Below are 14855 nucleotides of genomic sequence, written 5' to 3'. Positions count from 1 at the left end.
TTTGGTCTGTCATGGCCGGACAGGTTAATCTTCTCCGGTCGCAAGGGCCTATAGCTCAGTTGGTTAGAGCGCATCCCTGATAAGGATGAGGTCGCTGGTTCGAGTCCAGCTAGGCCCACCGTCCGCGGTGAGACGATGAGGAGGTTTCATGAGGAACCGTGCAGTCGTATCAGCCGCGGTCTTTTCGTTCCTGGCCGCTGCGGGGTATGCCGCGTGGCTCAGGTTCGAGGCGGCCCGCATGGAGCGGGCCGCGTGGGCCGAGGTCACCGACCCCGTTGACTAGCAGCTGACGGAACCGGTGAGGATCCTCCCCGAGGGGCCATGGCGCAATTGGTAGCGCACCTGCTTTGCAAGCAGGGGGTTACGGGTTCGAGTCCCGTTGGCTCCACCACCTACTTCCTCGTGTTCTCTCTTCCCTCGGGGCACCCCATTGATAATGGTCGGCCCCGGGAAACGTGCTCAGTGCCGTCGTTCCACAGAAGAATCGGGACGAGGAAGACGACGTCCCGCAACAGTGTCGGCTATCGTGAAGGCCTCTTCCAGCGTTGGCATGTGTCCCAGGTAGTTGTGCCGGTACAGACCTGTACCGATTATCATGTCCACGCTTGTCTCTGCGTCTGGCCCATTCCAGGAGGCCTGCTCGATAGCGCGCTGGACGGCGTCAATCGCAGCGTTGCGCAGGGGGCTGATCACTCGTTCACGGTAGAGACGAGCGGCTTCGGGCCGGTTGATGAGCTCGAGGGCCAGCTGCGGCAGGGCACTGGCCAGAGGTGAGCTGATGAACAGTGCGTGTGTACGGACGACGATCTGGGCCAGGTCGACGAGTGGGTCGTCGCTGATGACGGCTTGCCTGTCTCCCAAGGCATCGTCGATGGCGGCGACGGCGAGATCCGTCAGTGAGGGCCATCGCCGGTAGATCGTTGACTTCGGGACTCCGGCGCTGCGGGCGACGTCATCAACCCGCAGGCCTCGAAACCCCTTCTGAGTGAGCAAGGACGTGGTGGCCTGAAGGATCCGCTGATCGACAGTGGTGTCTCGAGGACGTCCACCACGGCCGCCTGCGCGGTTGTCTCCTGAAGATCTACTCATCTGCACTTCTCCTTGACGGGAAGTCTGGCAGAGCCGACGAGGAAGCGCTACTATTAGTTGCGCAACTATCGGTATCGAAACTGGAGGTGACGACATGGACTCCGTGTCGTTGGTAACCGGGGGGCTGTTCTTCTCGTGGCTGGCTCACGACCTCGAGGAGGTGGCCACGATGCCCGGTTGGACGCACCCGCTCTTCGATAAGATCCCTTTCCTACCCGAGGACATCCGGCGTCATGGCTGTTCGCGTGAGCACGTCTATCTGGGGATCGGTCTCATGGGCGTCCTCATGGCTGCCGCCTCCATTGACGGCTACCGCACCCGTGGACGCTCGCCCGTCTACCAGGCCGCGCTCTATGGCTATGGCATGCACACCTTCAGCCACCTGGGCACAGCGGTCCTCGCTCGGGGCTACACCCCGGGGGTGGCGACGGCGCTGCCGGTCGTCCTGCCCTTCTGGATCCTTGCGAAGCGGACGCTGCGAGCCCACGGAGTCGAGGTGCGACCCCACCGGTGGGTGATCCCCGCCTTCCCGGTCATCGTCGGCACGGTGCTGGGTGGTGCGTACCTGGTGACAACAGGGCGGTCAAGGAGATGCCACTGAAAAGGAAAGCGACCTTGACGCAATGACAAGGTTGCTTTATCATTTTGGTTGTGGTCAGAGTTGACCTGGTCGATCACGGGCAACTGATCCGTTTCATTGTCTCCATGGACGGAAGGCAGCCATGACTATCGAGCGTAAGGCGGGTATCGCCTACTCCATTCGATTCACTGTCGGCGCGGTTCTGTACTCCGTCGGAGTTCTGGTCGGCCTGCGATGGGCGCGATCCATGGAAGACGATCCGTGGCGATTCGCCGTCGCACTGCTTCCCATGGTTGGTGTTGTCATCTGTGCGTGGGCGATGATGCGATTAGCCCGGGAAGCGGATGAGATGCAGGCGCGGAAGGTGATGGAGGCGCTCGTCATCTCTGCAGCGGGGACGGTGATCACGTCGATCGCCTACAGCTTCTTGGAGGAGGTGGGGGCTCCTCGCGTCAGTCTCATATGGGTCAGCGCCATATGGGCCTTCTTCTTCGGTGTCGGGATGCTGTGGTCCACCTGGCGGTACCGGTGAGAAATGATCTCAAGGTGCTGCGCGCTCAGCGCAGCTGGACTCAGGCCCGCCTCGCAGAGGAGCTGGGTGTCTCCCGCCAGACGGTCAATGCCCTGGAGGCCGGTCGCTATGACCCCTCCCTGCCCCTGGCCTTCGCCATTGCGCGCGTCTTCGGTCTGACCATCGAGGAGATCTTCTTCCCCGATGACAACGCCTCCTAGGATGAGCGCCGTGAGCCGCACCGTGGACATTCCGCCCCCGAGGCGAGGACGTCGCGAGCTCATCGAGGACACCGGGGTACGGCTCGGCCTGCACATCAAGTCCGCCGAACAGGCCATGATGGCCGCCAAGACCGAGGCCCTGAGGAGCTTCGGCCTCACAGTGGCCCAGTACGCCGCCATGCTCTCCCTGTACTACGTGCCCGAGCAGTCCTCGGCCCAGCTGGCCAGGGCCGCCGCGGTCACTCCGCAGACGATGGCCACGGTCATTGCCAAGCTGGAGCAGAAGCAGCTTGTCACCCGCCGCCCCTCCTGCGACCACGCCAAGGTCCTCATCGCCTCACTCACGCCCGAGGGCGAGGTCCTAGTACTGCGCGCCGACGAGGTCGCCCGCCGCATCGAGCAACGCATGGCTGAGGCCTTCACCGCTAAGGAGCGCCAGCAGCTCACCGAGATGCTCGGCCGAGTCACCACCCTCCTGCGCGACGACCTCGAAGCCGAGTAGAGGCCGACAGGTAGGAGGACTCCCGGCCCCGGATCCGTAACGATCATGCGAGTGAGACGGGGTGCCGCATCTTCTCAACCTCTGGGTATGTCGCAATGTCGGAGCTACGGGCGGGGTGGGCTACACCGGGTTCATGGGGGAATCAGCTCGTTGGTGTCCAAATCTGTGACAAAGGACCAAAGGTCTCCAGACCGTATGAACGAGAACCTTGGAATCATGCGGTTTCACTCCCGCTTGCCGGCGACGATCCAAGCCTTTGTCACAGATTTGGACATTCTTGGTCCTGTTGTGGCTCCTGATGGCGCTCACGTGGCTGCTGTCGACCAGCGGGCTATCCCGTATCGAGTATCAGGTATCTGATACAGTGTTGATAACTGATACAGGAAGGTGTTGCCCATGAAGGCCATGCAGATCGTCGGCTTCGATGGCCCGGCGTCCGGGCTGCGCTACCAGGAGGCCCCCACTCCCGAGCCCGGACCGGGTCAGATCGCCGTGGATGTGGACCATGCCGGCGTCGGCTACGTCGAGGCGCTCTTCACCGAGGGCCTCGTGCCCATCGACCTGCCCTGGACCCCCGGGCTGGAGGTGAGCGGTCGAGTCCGCGCTCTCGGCGACGGGGTGGATGGCTATCGGGTCGGGGATGCCGTCGTTGCCCTGACCATCACCGGAGGTGGCGGCTACGGGCAGGTCGCTGTGGCTCCCGCGGAGCTCGTGGCACCGCTCCCGGCGGGACTCGATCCGGTTTTGGCCGCGGCGGTTCCGGCCAACTCGACGACGGCTCTCGTCGCCCTGGAGGAGATCGCCCACCTACGCCGCGGCGAGAGCGTGCTGGTCCATGCTGCCGCCGGCGGTCTCGGCTCACAGGTGGGCCAGGTGGCCCGGCTGCTCGGTGCGGGCCGCGTTGTCGGCGTCACCCGCAGCGAGGCCAAGCGCCAGGAGATCCTGGATCTGGGCTATGACGAGGCCTGGCTGACCGAGGATCTCGCGGAGGCCGACCCCGCCCAGTTCGACGTCGTGGCCGACCCGGTGGCCGGCCCGGCCAGGCTGCGCAGCCTCGACCTGCTGCGCACGGGCGGACGGCTCCTGGCTCTGGGGGACGCCTCCCAGGCGCAGGACCAGCAGGTGAGCACCACGTCGCTGTGGCTGCGGGGCATCGGCGTCATCGGCTTCAACCTCGGGGCCTTCAGCCAGGCAAATCCGGCACTCGTCGGCGGCCACCTGAGGCGCGCGGTGGAGCTCGTGGCCTCCGGAGAGCTCCGTGTCCACGTCACCGACCGCCTCCCGATCCAGGAGGCCGCGCAGGCAATCACAGCGGTGCGCGCGGGAACCACCACCGGCAAGATCGTCTTGACCTACTCACAAGACTGACGAACCGTCCAGGTCCGCAAGAATCGTCGGTGAGTTCTGGGCGCCATATGAGCATCATGGTGCGCATGAGAGAAACGATCGGCTCCTTCGACGTCGTTGGCCTGCCTCTTCGGACATCGAACCGAGAAGCGGCCCGCACCATTCCTCCTCACTGGCGGGCCGCTGCCGACGCCGGGCTTCTCGTACTCGAAAAGCCCGGCGTCGGCAGCGGCATCTATGCGGTCTACACCGACTACGAGACTCCCGGTGACGATGTCGACGGTGTCTACACCCTCGTTATCGGCAGGCGTATCGAGGTCGGAGGTCCGGTTCCCCCTGGCCAGGTGACTGTGACGATCCCGAACTCCACTCGCGACATCGTCACGCTGGCCGATGCTCGGCCGGAGAGTGTCTATGACGCGTGGGTGGATGTCTGGGCCCGCGAGGACCTGACCCGTGACTATCGTGCTGACTACGAGTACTACGCTCCGGACGGCTCGATTCACCTGTCCATCGGGGTTCTTTCGGACACATGAGGGCTGAGCAGTACCAACGCCAGCTCGACGTTGTCACCGACTACATCTACACGCATCTTGACGACGACCTCAGCCTGGAGACTCTCGCTCACGTCTCCGGGTTCTCCCGCTATCACTGGCACCGCATTTACCGGGCGGTGCGCGGGGAGACGGCCGCTCAGACCGTACGCCGTCTCCGTCTGGAGCGGGCTGCCGCCATGCTCACAGAGACCTCGTGGCCGGTGGAACGGATCGCCTGGAAAGCCGGGTTCACCGGCACCGAAGTGTTCAGTCGAGCCTTTCTCCGCGCATATAGGACGACTCCCAGCCGATTCCGCATCGGTGGACGCCCGGCATCGATCGATTCACCAGTGACGAGTTGTGGTTCGGGATCGATGTCGTCGGTGAGTCAGGACCCGGGGTGGGCGGTTCGTGTGGAGACTCGCCGCGGCTATCGACTTGCCGTATCCGAGCACCGTGGTTCCTATATGGATATCGGCCGGGCGTTCAGCCGAGTCAGAGACCGTGTGGGCTCCGGGAGTCTGATGGTTGCCATCTATGAGGACGATCCCGATGCCGTTCCCCCGGCTGATCTGCGCTCGGCGGCTGGAACCGTCGTCGACCCCGGTACGAAGATTCCCCACGGCCTTGCTGAGAGGATGGTGCCGGACGGACGGTACGCGATCATGCGTTACATCGGCCCGTACTCGTCGATGCATGCCGCCTACCTGTGGCTCTACGGTCAGTGGCTGCCGAGCTCGGGCGAGGAGCCGCGAGACCATCCGGTCATCGAGGAGTACCTCACCGACCCGGCGACCACCCCGCCTGTCGACGCTGTCACCGACATCCTCCTGCCGCTCCTGTGAGGCATCTGGCCTGATGCGGCCCATCAAGATCGTCCTGACTCACGAGTGCCGTTAGGCGTCTCGCCGGAGCGTCTGCCGTCTGGCGATGAGGACGCTTCCGACGGTGCACAGTGCGATGACGACCAGGGCCGCGATCACTGGCATCGCATGCAGCCCCGTCGGCAGGAGCAGCGCGGTGGGAAGCTGGCGGGACATTCCCGGTACCTGGTTCATCACCGGCAGCACGAGGACCAGGAGCGTGGTCAGGGCGATGGCCGTCGTCGTCCGACGCAGGCCGGCCGCAAGCAGGTGGCCGATGCTCATCGCCATGACGACATAGAGGCTACTGGCCACCCACGTCCTGACCACCATGGCGACAGGCGGGTGTCCGATCGCGCCGGAAGTCACGACGACGGTGAGGAGCAGACCGCACGAATACGTTGCCCATGCGACGAGCCAGTCGACGGCCAGACGTGGGAGCAGCACGGTGCTCAACCGGCGTACCCGGGTCCGGTAGAAGATCGAGGAGCCCGGGCGCGTATCCCAACCTATTGAGGTGATCGCCACTGCCACCGTCACAATGAGTCCCAGCTGCATGGCGGACTGGTTGAACAGGGACACGGCATCGGCCGGTGTGGCCTGCGAGGCCGAGATCGTGAGCTGGTCGCTGCTCGCTGCGGCGCCGAGAATCTCAGGCATGTAGATCGCCAGAGCCGGACTGGACAGCCCGAAGAAGGCGAAGGCCACGAGTACCCCGAGACCGAGCCCGGAGCGTATGAGCCGGCGCAGCTCGACGACGAGAGAGCTCGCGATGGAGGCTCTGACGGAGTGGGCTGAGGCCAGCCGAGGTGAAGTGGGCATCAGGACTCCTGTCCGGTGACGAGGCTGGCGAAGGAGGCGTCGAGGTCGCGGCCCGTCAGCGTCACCTCGAGCATGGGGAGGTCCACCTGCTCCATGACCTGGGGAAGCAGGGCCGTCCCCATCTCGAGGCTCGGGAACCGGACCGTGCAGGTGGTTGTGGTCGGTGTGGTGAAGGAACCGCTGGGGAACGCCTCGTTCAGCCTCGTCGTCAGACGTGCCTGCTCGCCGGGCTCACAGGGATGAAGGAACCTGAGGGTCCAGGAGGGTTGTCGACTCGAGGTGAGGAGATCCGCCGTCGTGCCCTGGGAGATGACGCGCCCCTCATTGATGACGACGACCTGGTCGGCCAGCTGCTCGACCTCGCTGAGCAGATGGCTGGACAGGAGAATGCACCGATGCTGCTTCTGCTCCTGGATGAGACGGCGCACGTCGGCGCGGCCGACGGGATCCAGGGCACTGTTGGGCTCGTCCAGGATCAGCACACCCGGGTCCAGAACGAGTGCTGCCGCGATCCCCAGGCGCTGCAGCATCCCTCGGGAGAAGTCGGCGACCCGCCGCTCGGCCACCCGGGCCAGCCCGCACTGATCCAATGCCTCGGGGACACTGATGTCGCCGCAGGTGCCTGAGAGGGCCAAGGAGGTCTCCACGATCTCGGTTGCCGTCAGCCATGACTCGAACTGAGGAACATCCGGGCAGTAGGCCACTGTCCGGCCGTCGGTGACCTCGACGTCGCCCTCATCAGCCGGGCACAGGCCGGCGATCACGCTGAACAGAACGGTCTTACCGGCGCCATTGGGCCCGATGACTGCCGTGACTGACTGGTCGAGGGCCTCCAGGCAGATGTCATGGATCCCGGCTCCATTGGCGAAGACCCGACTCAGGTGACTGACGTGCACAGCGGTGCCGGGAGGCATCACAGATCTCCGTCACTCAGCGTTGTTCTGCTGTCCCGTCCCAGGGCCAGGTAGGCCACCGCCCCAAGAGGGATGACGAGCACCACGATAAGAGCCCAGACCGCCTTGGGCAGGTGCTTGACGCGGGAGCGTCTGACGATATCGATCAGACATGCCACGACCACGATGGCGACCAGAACGATGACGGGGATCCAGATGGCCGGATGGCCAGGAGCGTTCACGATGACGGCTCGCTTTCTCGGTGAGGGATGAATGGGAAGGGGGTGGTGGTCAGTCGCTCTGCTCGCCGTCGGGCCGTGGGATGAGGACCGTGGTCAGCGTCCGACGACGCCGGTCGCCTCCGGGCTGATTCCCCAGCAGGTTCTGCAGGGCCTGGGACACGGTGTCCAGGAAGGTGTCGACCTCGGCCTGGGTCGCCCAGAAGCTGGCCTGGGTGAAGTTCACCCGGTCCTCGGTGAGATCAGGACGATCGCCGTCGCGGATGTACGCGGAGAAGTCGCCGATAAGTCCGGTGGTGAAGACCGTGAACACCGTCATGAGCTCCTCGCGGCTCAAGGAGCCGAGATCCTGCGGAGTCGGGTTGGCCATTCCAGGGGTGACTCGATAGGTCTTCTCACTGGTCCCCCGGACCTGCCGCTCCTGAGCCACCTCGATGAGCCCGTGCGAGGCGAGGTGGTTGACGTGCCGGTAGAGCGTCGCGATGGGGACGTCGACAAGGTGCGCATGTAGCTGATGAGGCGTGAGGTCGCCGTCGGCGAGCAGTGTCTGGATGATGCGCAGACGAACCGGGTGCAGCAGTGCGGAGGAGGCCATACCCGAACAGTATCAGTATCGATACTGAAAGCAAAGGTGGGGGCGGAAACGGCTGACGGGCTGCAGATGCTTCGGCATCGGCAGCCCGTCAGCCGTGCTCATCCGCTGGGAGGATCACTCCCTCACGGGGCTTTCGTCAGTCCATACCGGCCCGACGGCGTCGGTAGGCCTGGACCAGCATGACCGGTACCGTGATCCCCAGCACCGCCCCTCCGGCGATGAGGAAGGTGTCGGCCGCGCTCCCTCCGGTGAAGGGGATGGCGGGCACCGCCGACTTGCGGTTGGAGATCTTGCCCAGCGCCACGACCTGTCCCTGGGCGGAGATGGTGATGGTGCGGGGGGTGGCGTCCAGGACGTAGCCGACTGGCGGCTTGGTCTCAATGAGCCAGTAGGAGCCGTAACCCAGCTCCGCCAGCGTGAAGGCTCCGGGATTCGCATCGGTGTCCAGGCCGCCCTGGGCGCAGGTGCCCACGCAGTCGGTGATGGTGCGGGCCTGATCCGGCTGAGGCCGACCGTTGGAGTCCACGGGAATCAGCGACCACTGGGCGCCCTTGATGGGGTTGCCGCGCTCATCGGTCTTAGTCCAGGTGGCCGATCCCTTGATCCGGGTGTTGGTGACCTGCCCCAGGTCGAGGGTGGGGGTGTTGTCGTCCCTGCTGGCAGCGGGCGCTGATCCGTCCAGGGTCTTGGTCACGGTGGTGCTGGACAGGTGGTAGCCGGCCGGCGCCTGGGTCTCGGTGATGGAGTACTCGCCCCAGGTGAGCCCCACAACCTTGAAGTACCCGGCACGAGGGTCTTGGTCTACCGAGCCGTTGGGGCACGTGGCTTTGCCGCCGGCGGCGACGCAGTCGGTCACTTCCTTCCGGCCGCCGTTGAGCGCCGGCGAGGACAGAGTGAAGACGGTCCCCGCCAGGGGGTTGCCGGCGTCGTCGACCTTGCTCCAGATGACCTGTCCGGGCTGAGCCGTGTTGATCATCGTGCACTGCATCCACTCACCGGTGGCCAGATCCAGGGTCTTGGAGGCGGTGTTGACGGTCGATGATGGAGTCCTGATATCCGAGTTCGGGTGCGGCACGCAGGAGACGGTGGCCTTGTACCCGGCGGACTTGGGCGACGACGAGGACTCCGACAGCACCGTCTGGCCCTGGGGCAGGTAAGCGGCGTCGAAGCCACCGGCGCCTGAGGCGGTCTTACCGCTCCTGGGAGTGGCGGTGAGCGTCCAGTCCTTGGCGGACAGGCCCAGAGAGCCGGCCGCGGTGTTGTCCACCTGCTTAACCATGGTCAGGTTGGGCAGCTGGACCTGCACCTGGTGGTCCTCGACCTCACCGTTGACCGTGATGCCGGTGGGCTGAGGGTCCTCGGCTGCCTGACCGTTGGGCGGGCGACCGGTGATGCGCAGACGCATGAAGGTGGCGGCACCGTTGCCATTGATGGTGCTCCGCTTGGCGTCCTGGGGGACGGTCCAGGTCACGGTGGCCTTGCCCGCGCTGGAGCAGGAGGTCACCGCGGAGCGCTCACCGGCGGAGAAGACGCCGTCCCGGTTCCAGTCCACCCAGCCGGCGATCTTGGTGTTACTGCCCGAGCAGGTGATCTCCTGGCTCCACTTCTTGCCGATGTCGGTCCAGATGACGCGGTCCCAGCCAGCGGGCAGGGCGTCCTCATCATCAATATCCGTGGTGTCGTCCCTCGAGGCGTCAGCGCTGTGAGCGACGCTGTCATCGTTGTCCGTCAGGGCACCCAGGCGCACGACGGCGGAGTTCGTGGTGGCCACGTTCCTCCGGTCCGCCGCCTCACTGAGGTTGTACCAGTCTCCGGCGTCGCCCTCATACGGTGTCTTGCCGCGGGCGATGTTGCGCTCTCCGTTGTCAGACAGCTCCCCGCCGCTCCAGGCGGGCTGGAACACGCTGCCGGCGACACCGTAGCTCTCCGGGGCGTCGCCGTAGTCCATGTAGGAGACGACGCCGAGGGCGACGGCGCCCCGACCGCCTCCGTGGATCTCGACATAGCCACTGCGCATGTTGCTCAGCAGCATGACCGAGGAGGGACCGTAGCCGTTGGGGACTTTGGCACTGCACTCGGCGTCGTCCGGGCGGAACTTCAGGCCGGGCCTATCGCCAACAGGTGTGGAGACGGAGACCTTGCCCACGACGGAGTTTGTGATGCACCCCTGTGTCCGGGCGCTCTCCAACAGGCGGTAGGTGACGCTTTCAGAGGCGACGTAGGGGATCGGGGAAACGGAGATGTACTCCTTCTGGCCGTTCGGTATGTGCCAGCTGGAGGCCTCAGCATCGGCGAAGACCATGCCCTCCATGGGCACTTCCACCTTATTGGGGAGACGTTCCAGCTGGCTCTTCGCGGGCTGGGAGGCGGAGGTGACGAGGTAGGCGCTGCACTCGACCTGGAACTGCTGCGTGGAGGAGTCCCTCAGGTTGGCGATACCCACAGGCAGGTTCGACGAGGTCATCTGGGGCTTCTTGGCAACCCCGGCGGTGTAGTTGGTGCCGTCGTTGTAAAGATGAGACAGGCCGTCGCCCCGCCAGTTACCCGGTCGGTATCCGACACTCAGGCCCCGATCCGTGGGCAGGCCCGGCTCATCCTTTCCTACGGCAGTGGTACGCACATTGGAGATGGTGCAGCGACTGGTGCGCCACATATCACCGGAGATCCGTGAAGGAGCCGACCAGACCACGCCGGTGCGCCCATCGGGAAGGACCATCGTGCCTTTTCCAGGCAAGGTATTGGTCATCTCGGTCCAGTCGATCCAGTCGATCACCTGAGTGTATTTTCCCGATCCTCCGGCAGGATTGCCATGAATGGCCTCGGCCGGGGGAACCAGGAGCGTTGCAGGACCCAGTGCGGCAGCGATCAGCGCGAACACCGAGATCGCGGCGCCGCTCCTCAGTCTCTGGTGAGACTGGCATGAGGGTTGACATGATGACGTCAGTTCCCGCCGGCGTGAGCGGACGAAGAATCGGCGAAGCATGAAACGCTACCTCAGTTTAAGGGGCATGGGCCTTGACACGGTAGCATTACGGAATTCCACAGAGAGACACAGTAAGATTCCTGTAACTCAACAGCAATAAATATCACGATTGAGTGTCATCAATGAATGACGTCCTCGGTTGGAAAGTGACGTATCGGTATTCTTCTGGGGCGGTCATGGGTACAGGTTCATCGTGTGGGCGGCGGTGCTCGGTTCTGTCTGCGCTGACGTGATGCCGTGAGGAGTCGTTGAGGCGCTGGGGTGAAGGGCTGCGCCGTCGGACGGGACTGCTTAGGATAGGCCAGGCTCAGTTACCACTCGGTCGCGGAAGGATGAGGTCATGTCACAGCCATGGGAGATCTACGACGCGCTTCTTGACGGACTGCCTGACGACGTCGTCGTGCGCACGGCGGGCCAGGGGCCCCGCTGGAGCCGTGTCCTCAACTCCGCCGGCGGCGTCGGTACGGCCTGGACCATGGATGTGCGCAGCCGCCCGGCCCTCAGCGGGGACGGGCCGCTCGACGGACGGGCGCTGCGCGACGTCGGCGCCCTGGCGAAGTCCTGGAACCTGGCTGAGGCCAGCATCGGCCAGGCCGCCATCAACTCCTGGTACTCGCGCGAGCAGACGGCTGCAGCCAACGGATTCGAGCCCACCGGGGAGGGACTGACCTGGCGCCAGGTCTTCGACCCCTACCAGGAGATGATCGCCGGCAAGAGGGTCGCGGTCATCGGGCACTTCCCCTTCGCCGAGGCCGCCCTGGCCGGCGCCGGTGAGTACATCTGCCTTGAGCGCAACCTTCAGCCCGGTGACTGGCCGGACAGCGCCTGCGAGTACATCCTGCCCGAGTGCGACGTCGTCTTCATTTCCTCATCGAGCTTCGTCAACAAGACCGCGCCGCGCCTCATCGAGCTCTCCCGCCAGGCGCACACCGTCCTGGTGGGGCCGTCGACGCCGCTCAACCCGGTACTCCTCGACTACGGCGTGGACACCATCACCGGTTTCGTCGCGGCAAGGTCACTGAGCGACCCCGTCTCCCTGGCCGAGATGGTCCCGGCCGGCGACATCGGCCCCGGTTTCCGGGTGCACCGTCATCGGGCCTGAACCGGTTGCCGCTGCCACCGGGGCCGGCCGGTGGAGGCCGGTCACGCCCCAGCGGCAGGGAATGACAAATGGAATGACGACGGCGCCGCACTAGGTCATATCCAGTGCGGCGCCGTCGTGAATTCAGAGGGGGCCGTCAGGCCTGAGCGTCCTCGGGGCTGATGCCGTAGCCGGCCTCATCCTCGGTGGAGTCGGCCCAGTACTCCTCGGCCCACGGGTCCTCAACCGGCTGGCTACGACGCCACACGACGTAGGCGCCGGCAGCGGCCGCGCCGGCGACGGCGAGCCAACCCAGGGTCTTGAGCACGCGGTGCTTCTTCTGCTTCTTCACGGGAACCTCCAATGCGGCGGACTTTGCGGCAACAGCCACGCGCTGGGCGCGCTCTGTCAGAGTACCGTCAGTACCCGCGGCAGCCTGGGCAGCCACGGCGGCGCGCTGCGCACGCGGGATGTAGTCCTCGACAACCCGGTGACGGGCCTCGTGGACCACCGGCTCCAGACGCTCCTGTGCGTCCTTGGCGGCGCGGGCCACGCCCTCGGCGGCCTTGCTGACGTGCGGAGCAGCCCACAGGGCAGCCTTCTCAGCCTGATCAACGACGGATCCGGCAAGGGATGCTGCCTCCTTGCGCAGATGAGCGGTGTCGAGTTTCTTGTCGCAGCATGTCTTCATCAGGCAGGGCATGGTTGCCTCCCAGGTTGGAAACGGATACAGACGGTCGTTGTGCAACGTGCACCAATGGTCGCACCCCTGCGCGGCCTGGCCCACACGATGTCCAGACGTTTTGCCTGGGGTGAACAGCACCGCACGCCGCTTAGGGGTTCATGCCGATGGGGTCGGGACCGTGCCACCATGGCACTCATGGAAGCGACTCTTCACACCAACCTCGGTGATATCCGCCTGGAGCTCTACCCCGAGCAGGCTCCTGAGACCGTCTCCAACTTCGTGGGGCTGGCCACCGGCCAGAAGGCGTGGACGGATCCACGCACCGGCACGGAGTCCCACTCCCCGCTGTATGACAACGTCATCTTCCACCGCGTCATCCCGGGTTTCATGATCCAGGGCGGTGACCCGCTCGGTGACGGCACCGGAGGACCCGGCTACGTCTTCGACGACGAGATCGACGCCTCCCTGACCTTCGCCGCCCCCTACGTCCTGGCCATGGCCAACGCCGGCCGCCGCCTGGGCAAGGGCACCAACGGCTCGCAGTTCTTCATCACCACCGCCCCCACGGAGTGGCTTCAGGGTAAGCACACGATCTTCGGTGCTGTCACCGACGAGGCCTCCCGCGCCGTCGTCGACGCGATCTCCGCCGTGGAGACCGACCCGCGCGACCGCCCGGTGCAGGACGTCATCATCACCTCGGTGGACATCACCGAGTAGTTCCCAGGAGGGGACGAGGCGGCTGCTCGGCAACGAGGGGCCTGCCACCGCACTGTTACCGAACCACTGGAATCTGGTGTGATTCGCCTCTGTGACGCCGCCGGGACCCGCGTCCCGGCGGCGTCATCGTATCCGGTCCACCTGTTCCAACACGCCAGCCCCGATCATCCGCACAGGAGTATCCGATGACCTCGATGAACTCATTCGCGCAACAGGCACCACCGGTGTGCCCGCGCCACCCGAGCACGGTGGCCTACGTGCGCTGCCAGCGCTGCGACCGACCCACCTGTCCCGCCTGCCAGGTACCCAGCTCCGTGGGGGTGCACTGTGTGGACTGTGCTCGTCAGGCTCAAGCCGGTCGACGTCAGACGCGCACGCTCCTGGGCGGGAACGTGGTCTCCGGTGCCCTGGTCACCAAGATCCTCGTCGGCCTGTGCGTCGTCGTCTACGCGCTTCAGGTCTTCCTCCCCGAGGTGAGGATGGGGTCGCTGGAGCTCCGCCTGGGCTTCGTGCCGGCACTGGCCGCCTCTGAGCCCTGGCGGTTCCTGACCACCGCCTTCCTCCATGCGAACTACATGCACCTCGGCTTCAACATGTGGGCCCTGTGGGTGCTGGGCGCTGCTCTTGAGCCGGTGCTCGGGCGGTGGCGCTTCACCTGTGTCTACTTGCTCAGCGCCTTGGGCGGCTCGACGATGATCTACTGGCTCTCCTGGCCGGAGACGGACTCCTGGCTCACGCTGACAGTGGGTGCCTCGGGAGCGGTCTTCGGTCTGTTCTCGGCCCTGTTCATCGTGCAGCGGCGTTTTGGGCGAGACACCTCGGGAATCGTGGCGCTGGTGGCGATCAACGCCGTTATCTCCTTCCTGGGGGCCAACATCTCCTGGCAGGGGCACCTCGGTGGGCTTCTTGTCGGAGGGATCGTCTCGGCGATCTACGCCTGGGCTCCTCGGGGGAAGCGGCAGGCTGTGGGGATCGCCGGAACCATCGCGGTCGCGGTGGCCCTGGTGGGGCTCGATCTGCTTCGGGCCTTTCTCGCCTGAGACACACCGCCCCTGTGTTGTCTCATGACTTCTGGGAGTTTCGGGTGTCATGACTTCTCAAGACACCGCCTGGGTGGGTCTGCCGGAGGGGAGGGCTGCTGCTTGGGCTTGTCGGAGGGGGCCGGCCCGGTGACTGTGGTGGCTGCCGGTG

18 protein-coding genes and 2 tRNA genes are annotated in these 14855 nt (G+C 65.3%); 13 read left to right on the top strand and 7 right to left on the bottom strand.

The genetic code is table 11. The features are described from left to right. Positions 1-44: 44 nt before the first annotated feature. The 3 genes from RIV14_RS05590 to RIV14_RS05580 all read left to right on the top strand — a co-directional run bounded on the left by RIV14_RS05590 (position 45) and on the right by RIV14_RS05580 (position 391). Positions 45-118: transfer RNA gene (locus tag RIV14_RS05590), tRNA-Ile, on the top strand. Positions 119-148: 30 nt separating this feature from the next. Beyond that, complete coding sequence (locus RIV14_RS05585) at positions 149-283, top strand: DLW-39 family protein (protein WP_009396342.1); 135 nt, start codon at positions 149-151, stop codon at positions 281-283. Between the two features lie 32 nt (positions 284-315). Next, positions 316-391, top strand: a tRNA-Ala gene (locus tag RIV14_RS05580). Positions 392-459: 68 nt separating this feature from the next. Here the strand turns inward: RIV14_RS05580 and RIV14_RS05575 are convergent. Beyond that, positions 460-1089: a TetR/AcrR family transcriptional regulator gene (locus RIV14_RS05575; RefSeq protein WP_075373027.1), complete on the bottom strand. Its 630-nt coding sequence runs from the start codon at positions 1087-1089 to the stop codon at positions 460-462. Between the two features lie 94 nt (positions 1090-1183). Here RIV14_RS05575 and RIV14_RS05570 point away from each other — a divergent pair, with 94 nt between their 5' ends. The 7 genes from RIV14_RS05570 to RIV14_RS05540 all read left to right on the top strand — a co-directional run bounded on the left by RIV14_RS05570 (position 1184) and on the right by RIV14_RS05540 (position 5631). Beyond that, positions 1184-1690, top strand: a complete 507-nt coding sequence (locus RIV14_RS05570) for an HXXEE domain-containing protein (protein WP_075373026.1) — start codon at positions 1184-1186, stop codon at positions 1688-1690. 121 nt (positions 1691-1811) lie between these two features. Continuing rightward, positions 1812-2201 carry a hypothetical protein gene (locus RIV14_RS05565; RefSeq protein WP_075373025.1) on the top strand — a complete coding sequence of 130 codons (390 nt, stop codon included), beginning with the start codon at positions 1812-1814 and terminating at the stop codon, positions 2199-2201. After that, a complete protein-coding gene (locus tag RIV14_RS05560; protein ID WP_075373046.1) occupies positions 2198-2401 on the top strand; it encodes a helix-turn-helix transcriptional regulator in 204 nt (67 codons plus the stop codon). Before RIV14_RS05565 ends, RIV14_RS05560 begins: the two co-directional genes overlap by 4 nt. A 1-nt stretch (position 2402) precedes the next feature. After that, positions 2403-2903: a MarR family winged helix-turn-helix transcriptional regulator gene (locus tag RIV14_RS05555; protein WP_075373024.1), complete on the top strand. Its 501-nt coding sequence runs from the start codon at positions 2403-2405 to the stop codon at positions 2901-2903. 396 nt (positions 2904-3299) lie between these two features. Continuing rightward, positions 3300-4271: a quinone oxidoreductase family protein gene (locus tag RIV14_RS05550; RefSeq protein WP_075373023.1), complete on the top strand. Its 972-nt coding sequence runs from the start codon at positions 3300-3302 to the stop codon at positions 4269-4271. A 65-nt stretch (positions 4272-4336) separates the two neighbouring features. Continuing rightward, positions 4337-4786: a GyrI-like domain-containing protein gene (locus RIV14_RS05545; RefSeq protein WP_075373045.1), complete on the top strand. Its 450-nt coding sequence runs from the start codon at positions 4337-4339 to the stop codon at positions 4784-4786. Further along, positions 4783-5631, top strand: a complete 849-nt coding sequence (locus tag RIV14_RS05540; RefSeq protein ID WP_075373022.1) for an AraC family transcriptional regulator — start codon at positions 4783-4785, stop codon at positions 5629-5631. Before RIV14_RS05545 ends, RIV14_RS05540 begins: the two co-directional genes overlap by 4 nt. 51 nt (positions 5632-5682) lie before the next feature. Here RIV14_RS05540 and RIV14_RS05535 read toward each other — a convergent pair whose 3' ends face one another. The 5 genes from RIV14_RS05535 to RIV14_RS05515 all read right to left on the bottom strand — a co-directional run bounded on the left by RIV14_RS05535 (position 5683) and on the right by RIV14_RS05515 (position 10971). Further along, positions 5683-6471: an ABC transporter gene (locus tag RIV14_RS05535; protein WP_075373021.1), complete on the bottom strand. Its 789-nt coding sequence runs from the start codon at positions 6469-6471 to the stop codon at positions 5683-5685. Beyond that, a complete protein-coding gene (locus RIV14_RS05530) occupies positions 6471-7385 on the bottom strand; it encodes an ABC transporter ATP-binding protein (protein WP_075373020.1) in 915 nt (304 codons plus the stop codon). Before RIV14_RS05530 ends, RIV14_RS05535 begins: the two co-directional genes overlap by 1 nt. Beyond that, positions 7385-7606, bottom strand: coding sequence for a PLD nuclease N-terminal domain-containing protein (locus RIV14_RS05525; protein WP_075373019.1), 222 nt, complete (start codon positions 7604-7606; stop codon positions 7385-7387). The genes RIV14_RS05530 and RIV14_RS05525 overlap by 1 nt, the downstream gene beginning before the upstream one ends. Positions 7607-7655: 49 nt before the next feature. Next, positions 7656-8198 carry a helix-turn-helix domain-containing protein gene (locus RIV14_RS05520; protein ID WP_075373018.1) on the bottom strand — a complete coding sequence of 181 codons (543 nt, stop codon included), beginning with the start codon at positions 8196-8198 and terminating at the stop codon, positions 7656-7658. A gap of 136 nt (positions 8199-8334) precedes the next feature. Next, positions 8335-10971: a CshA/CshB family fibrillar adhesin-related protein gene (locus tag RIV14_RS05515; RefSeq protein ID WP_075373017.1), complete on the bottom strand. Its 2637-nt coding sequence runs from the start codon at positions 10969-10971 to the stop codon at positions 8335-8337. Between the two features lie 550 nt (positions 10972-11521). On the opposite strand from RIV14_RS05515, the gene RIV14_RS05510 reads away from it, so the two are divergent. Next, complete coding sequence (locus RIV14_RS05510) at positions 11522-12283, top strand: Rossmann-like domain-containing protein (RefSeq protein ID WP_075373016.1); 762 nt, start codon at positions 11522-11524, stop codon at positions 12281-12283. 136 nt (positions 12284-12419) lie between these two features. Here RIV14_RS05510 and RIV14_RS05505 read toward each other — a convergent pair whose 3' ends face one another. Beyond that, complete coding sequence (locus RIV14_RS05505; protein WP_070658909.1) at positions 12420-12965, bottom strand: hypothetical protein; 546 nt, start codon at positions 12963-12965, stop codon at positions 12420-12422. Between the two features lie 177 nt (positions 12966-13142). Between RIV14_RS05505 and RIV14_RS05500 the strand changes: the two genes are divergently transcribed. Together RIV14_RS05500 and RIV14_RS05495 are read left to right on the top strand one after the other, a co-directional pair. Further along, positions 13143-13664, top strand: coding sequence for a peptidylprolyl isomerase (locus tag RIV14_RS05500; protein ID WP_070658920.1), 522 nt, complete (start codon positions 13143-13145; stop codon positions 13662-13664). A 185-nt stretch (positions 13665-13849) separates the two neighbouring features. Further along, positions 13850-14704: a rhomboid family intramembrane serine protease gene (locus tag RIV14_RS05495; protein WP_075373015.1), complete on the top strand. Its 855-nt coding sequence runs from the start codon at positions 13850-13852 to the stop codon at positions 14702-14704. Positions 14705-14855 lie beyond the last annotated feature (151 nt).

Origin of the sequence: Actinomyces acetigenes, assembly GCF_031296635.1 — a bacterium.
Taxonomy (GTDB): Bacteria; Actinomycetota; Actinomycetes; order Actinomycetales; family Actinomycetaceae; genus Actinomyces; species Actinomyces acetigenes.
Note: the sequence above shows the minus strand (reverse complement) of the source record. Positions and strands in the feature narration are given on the sequence as shown.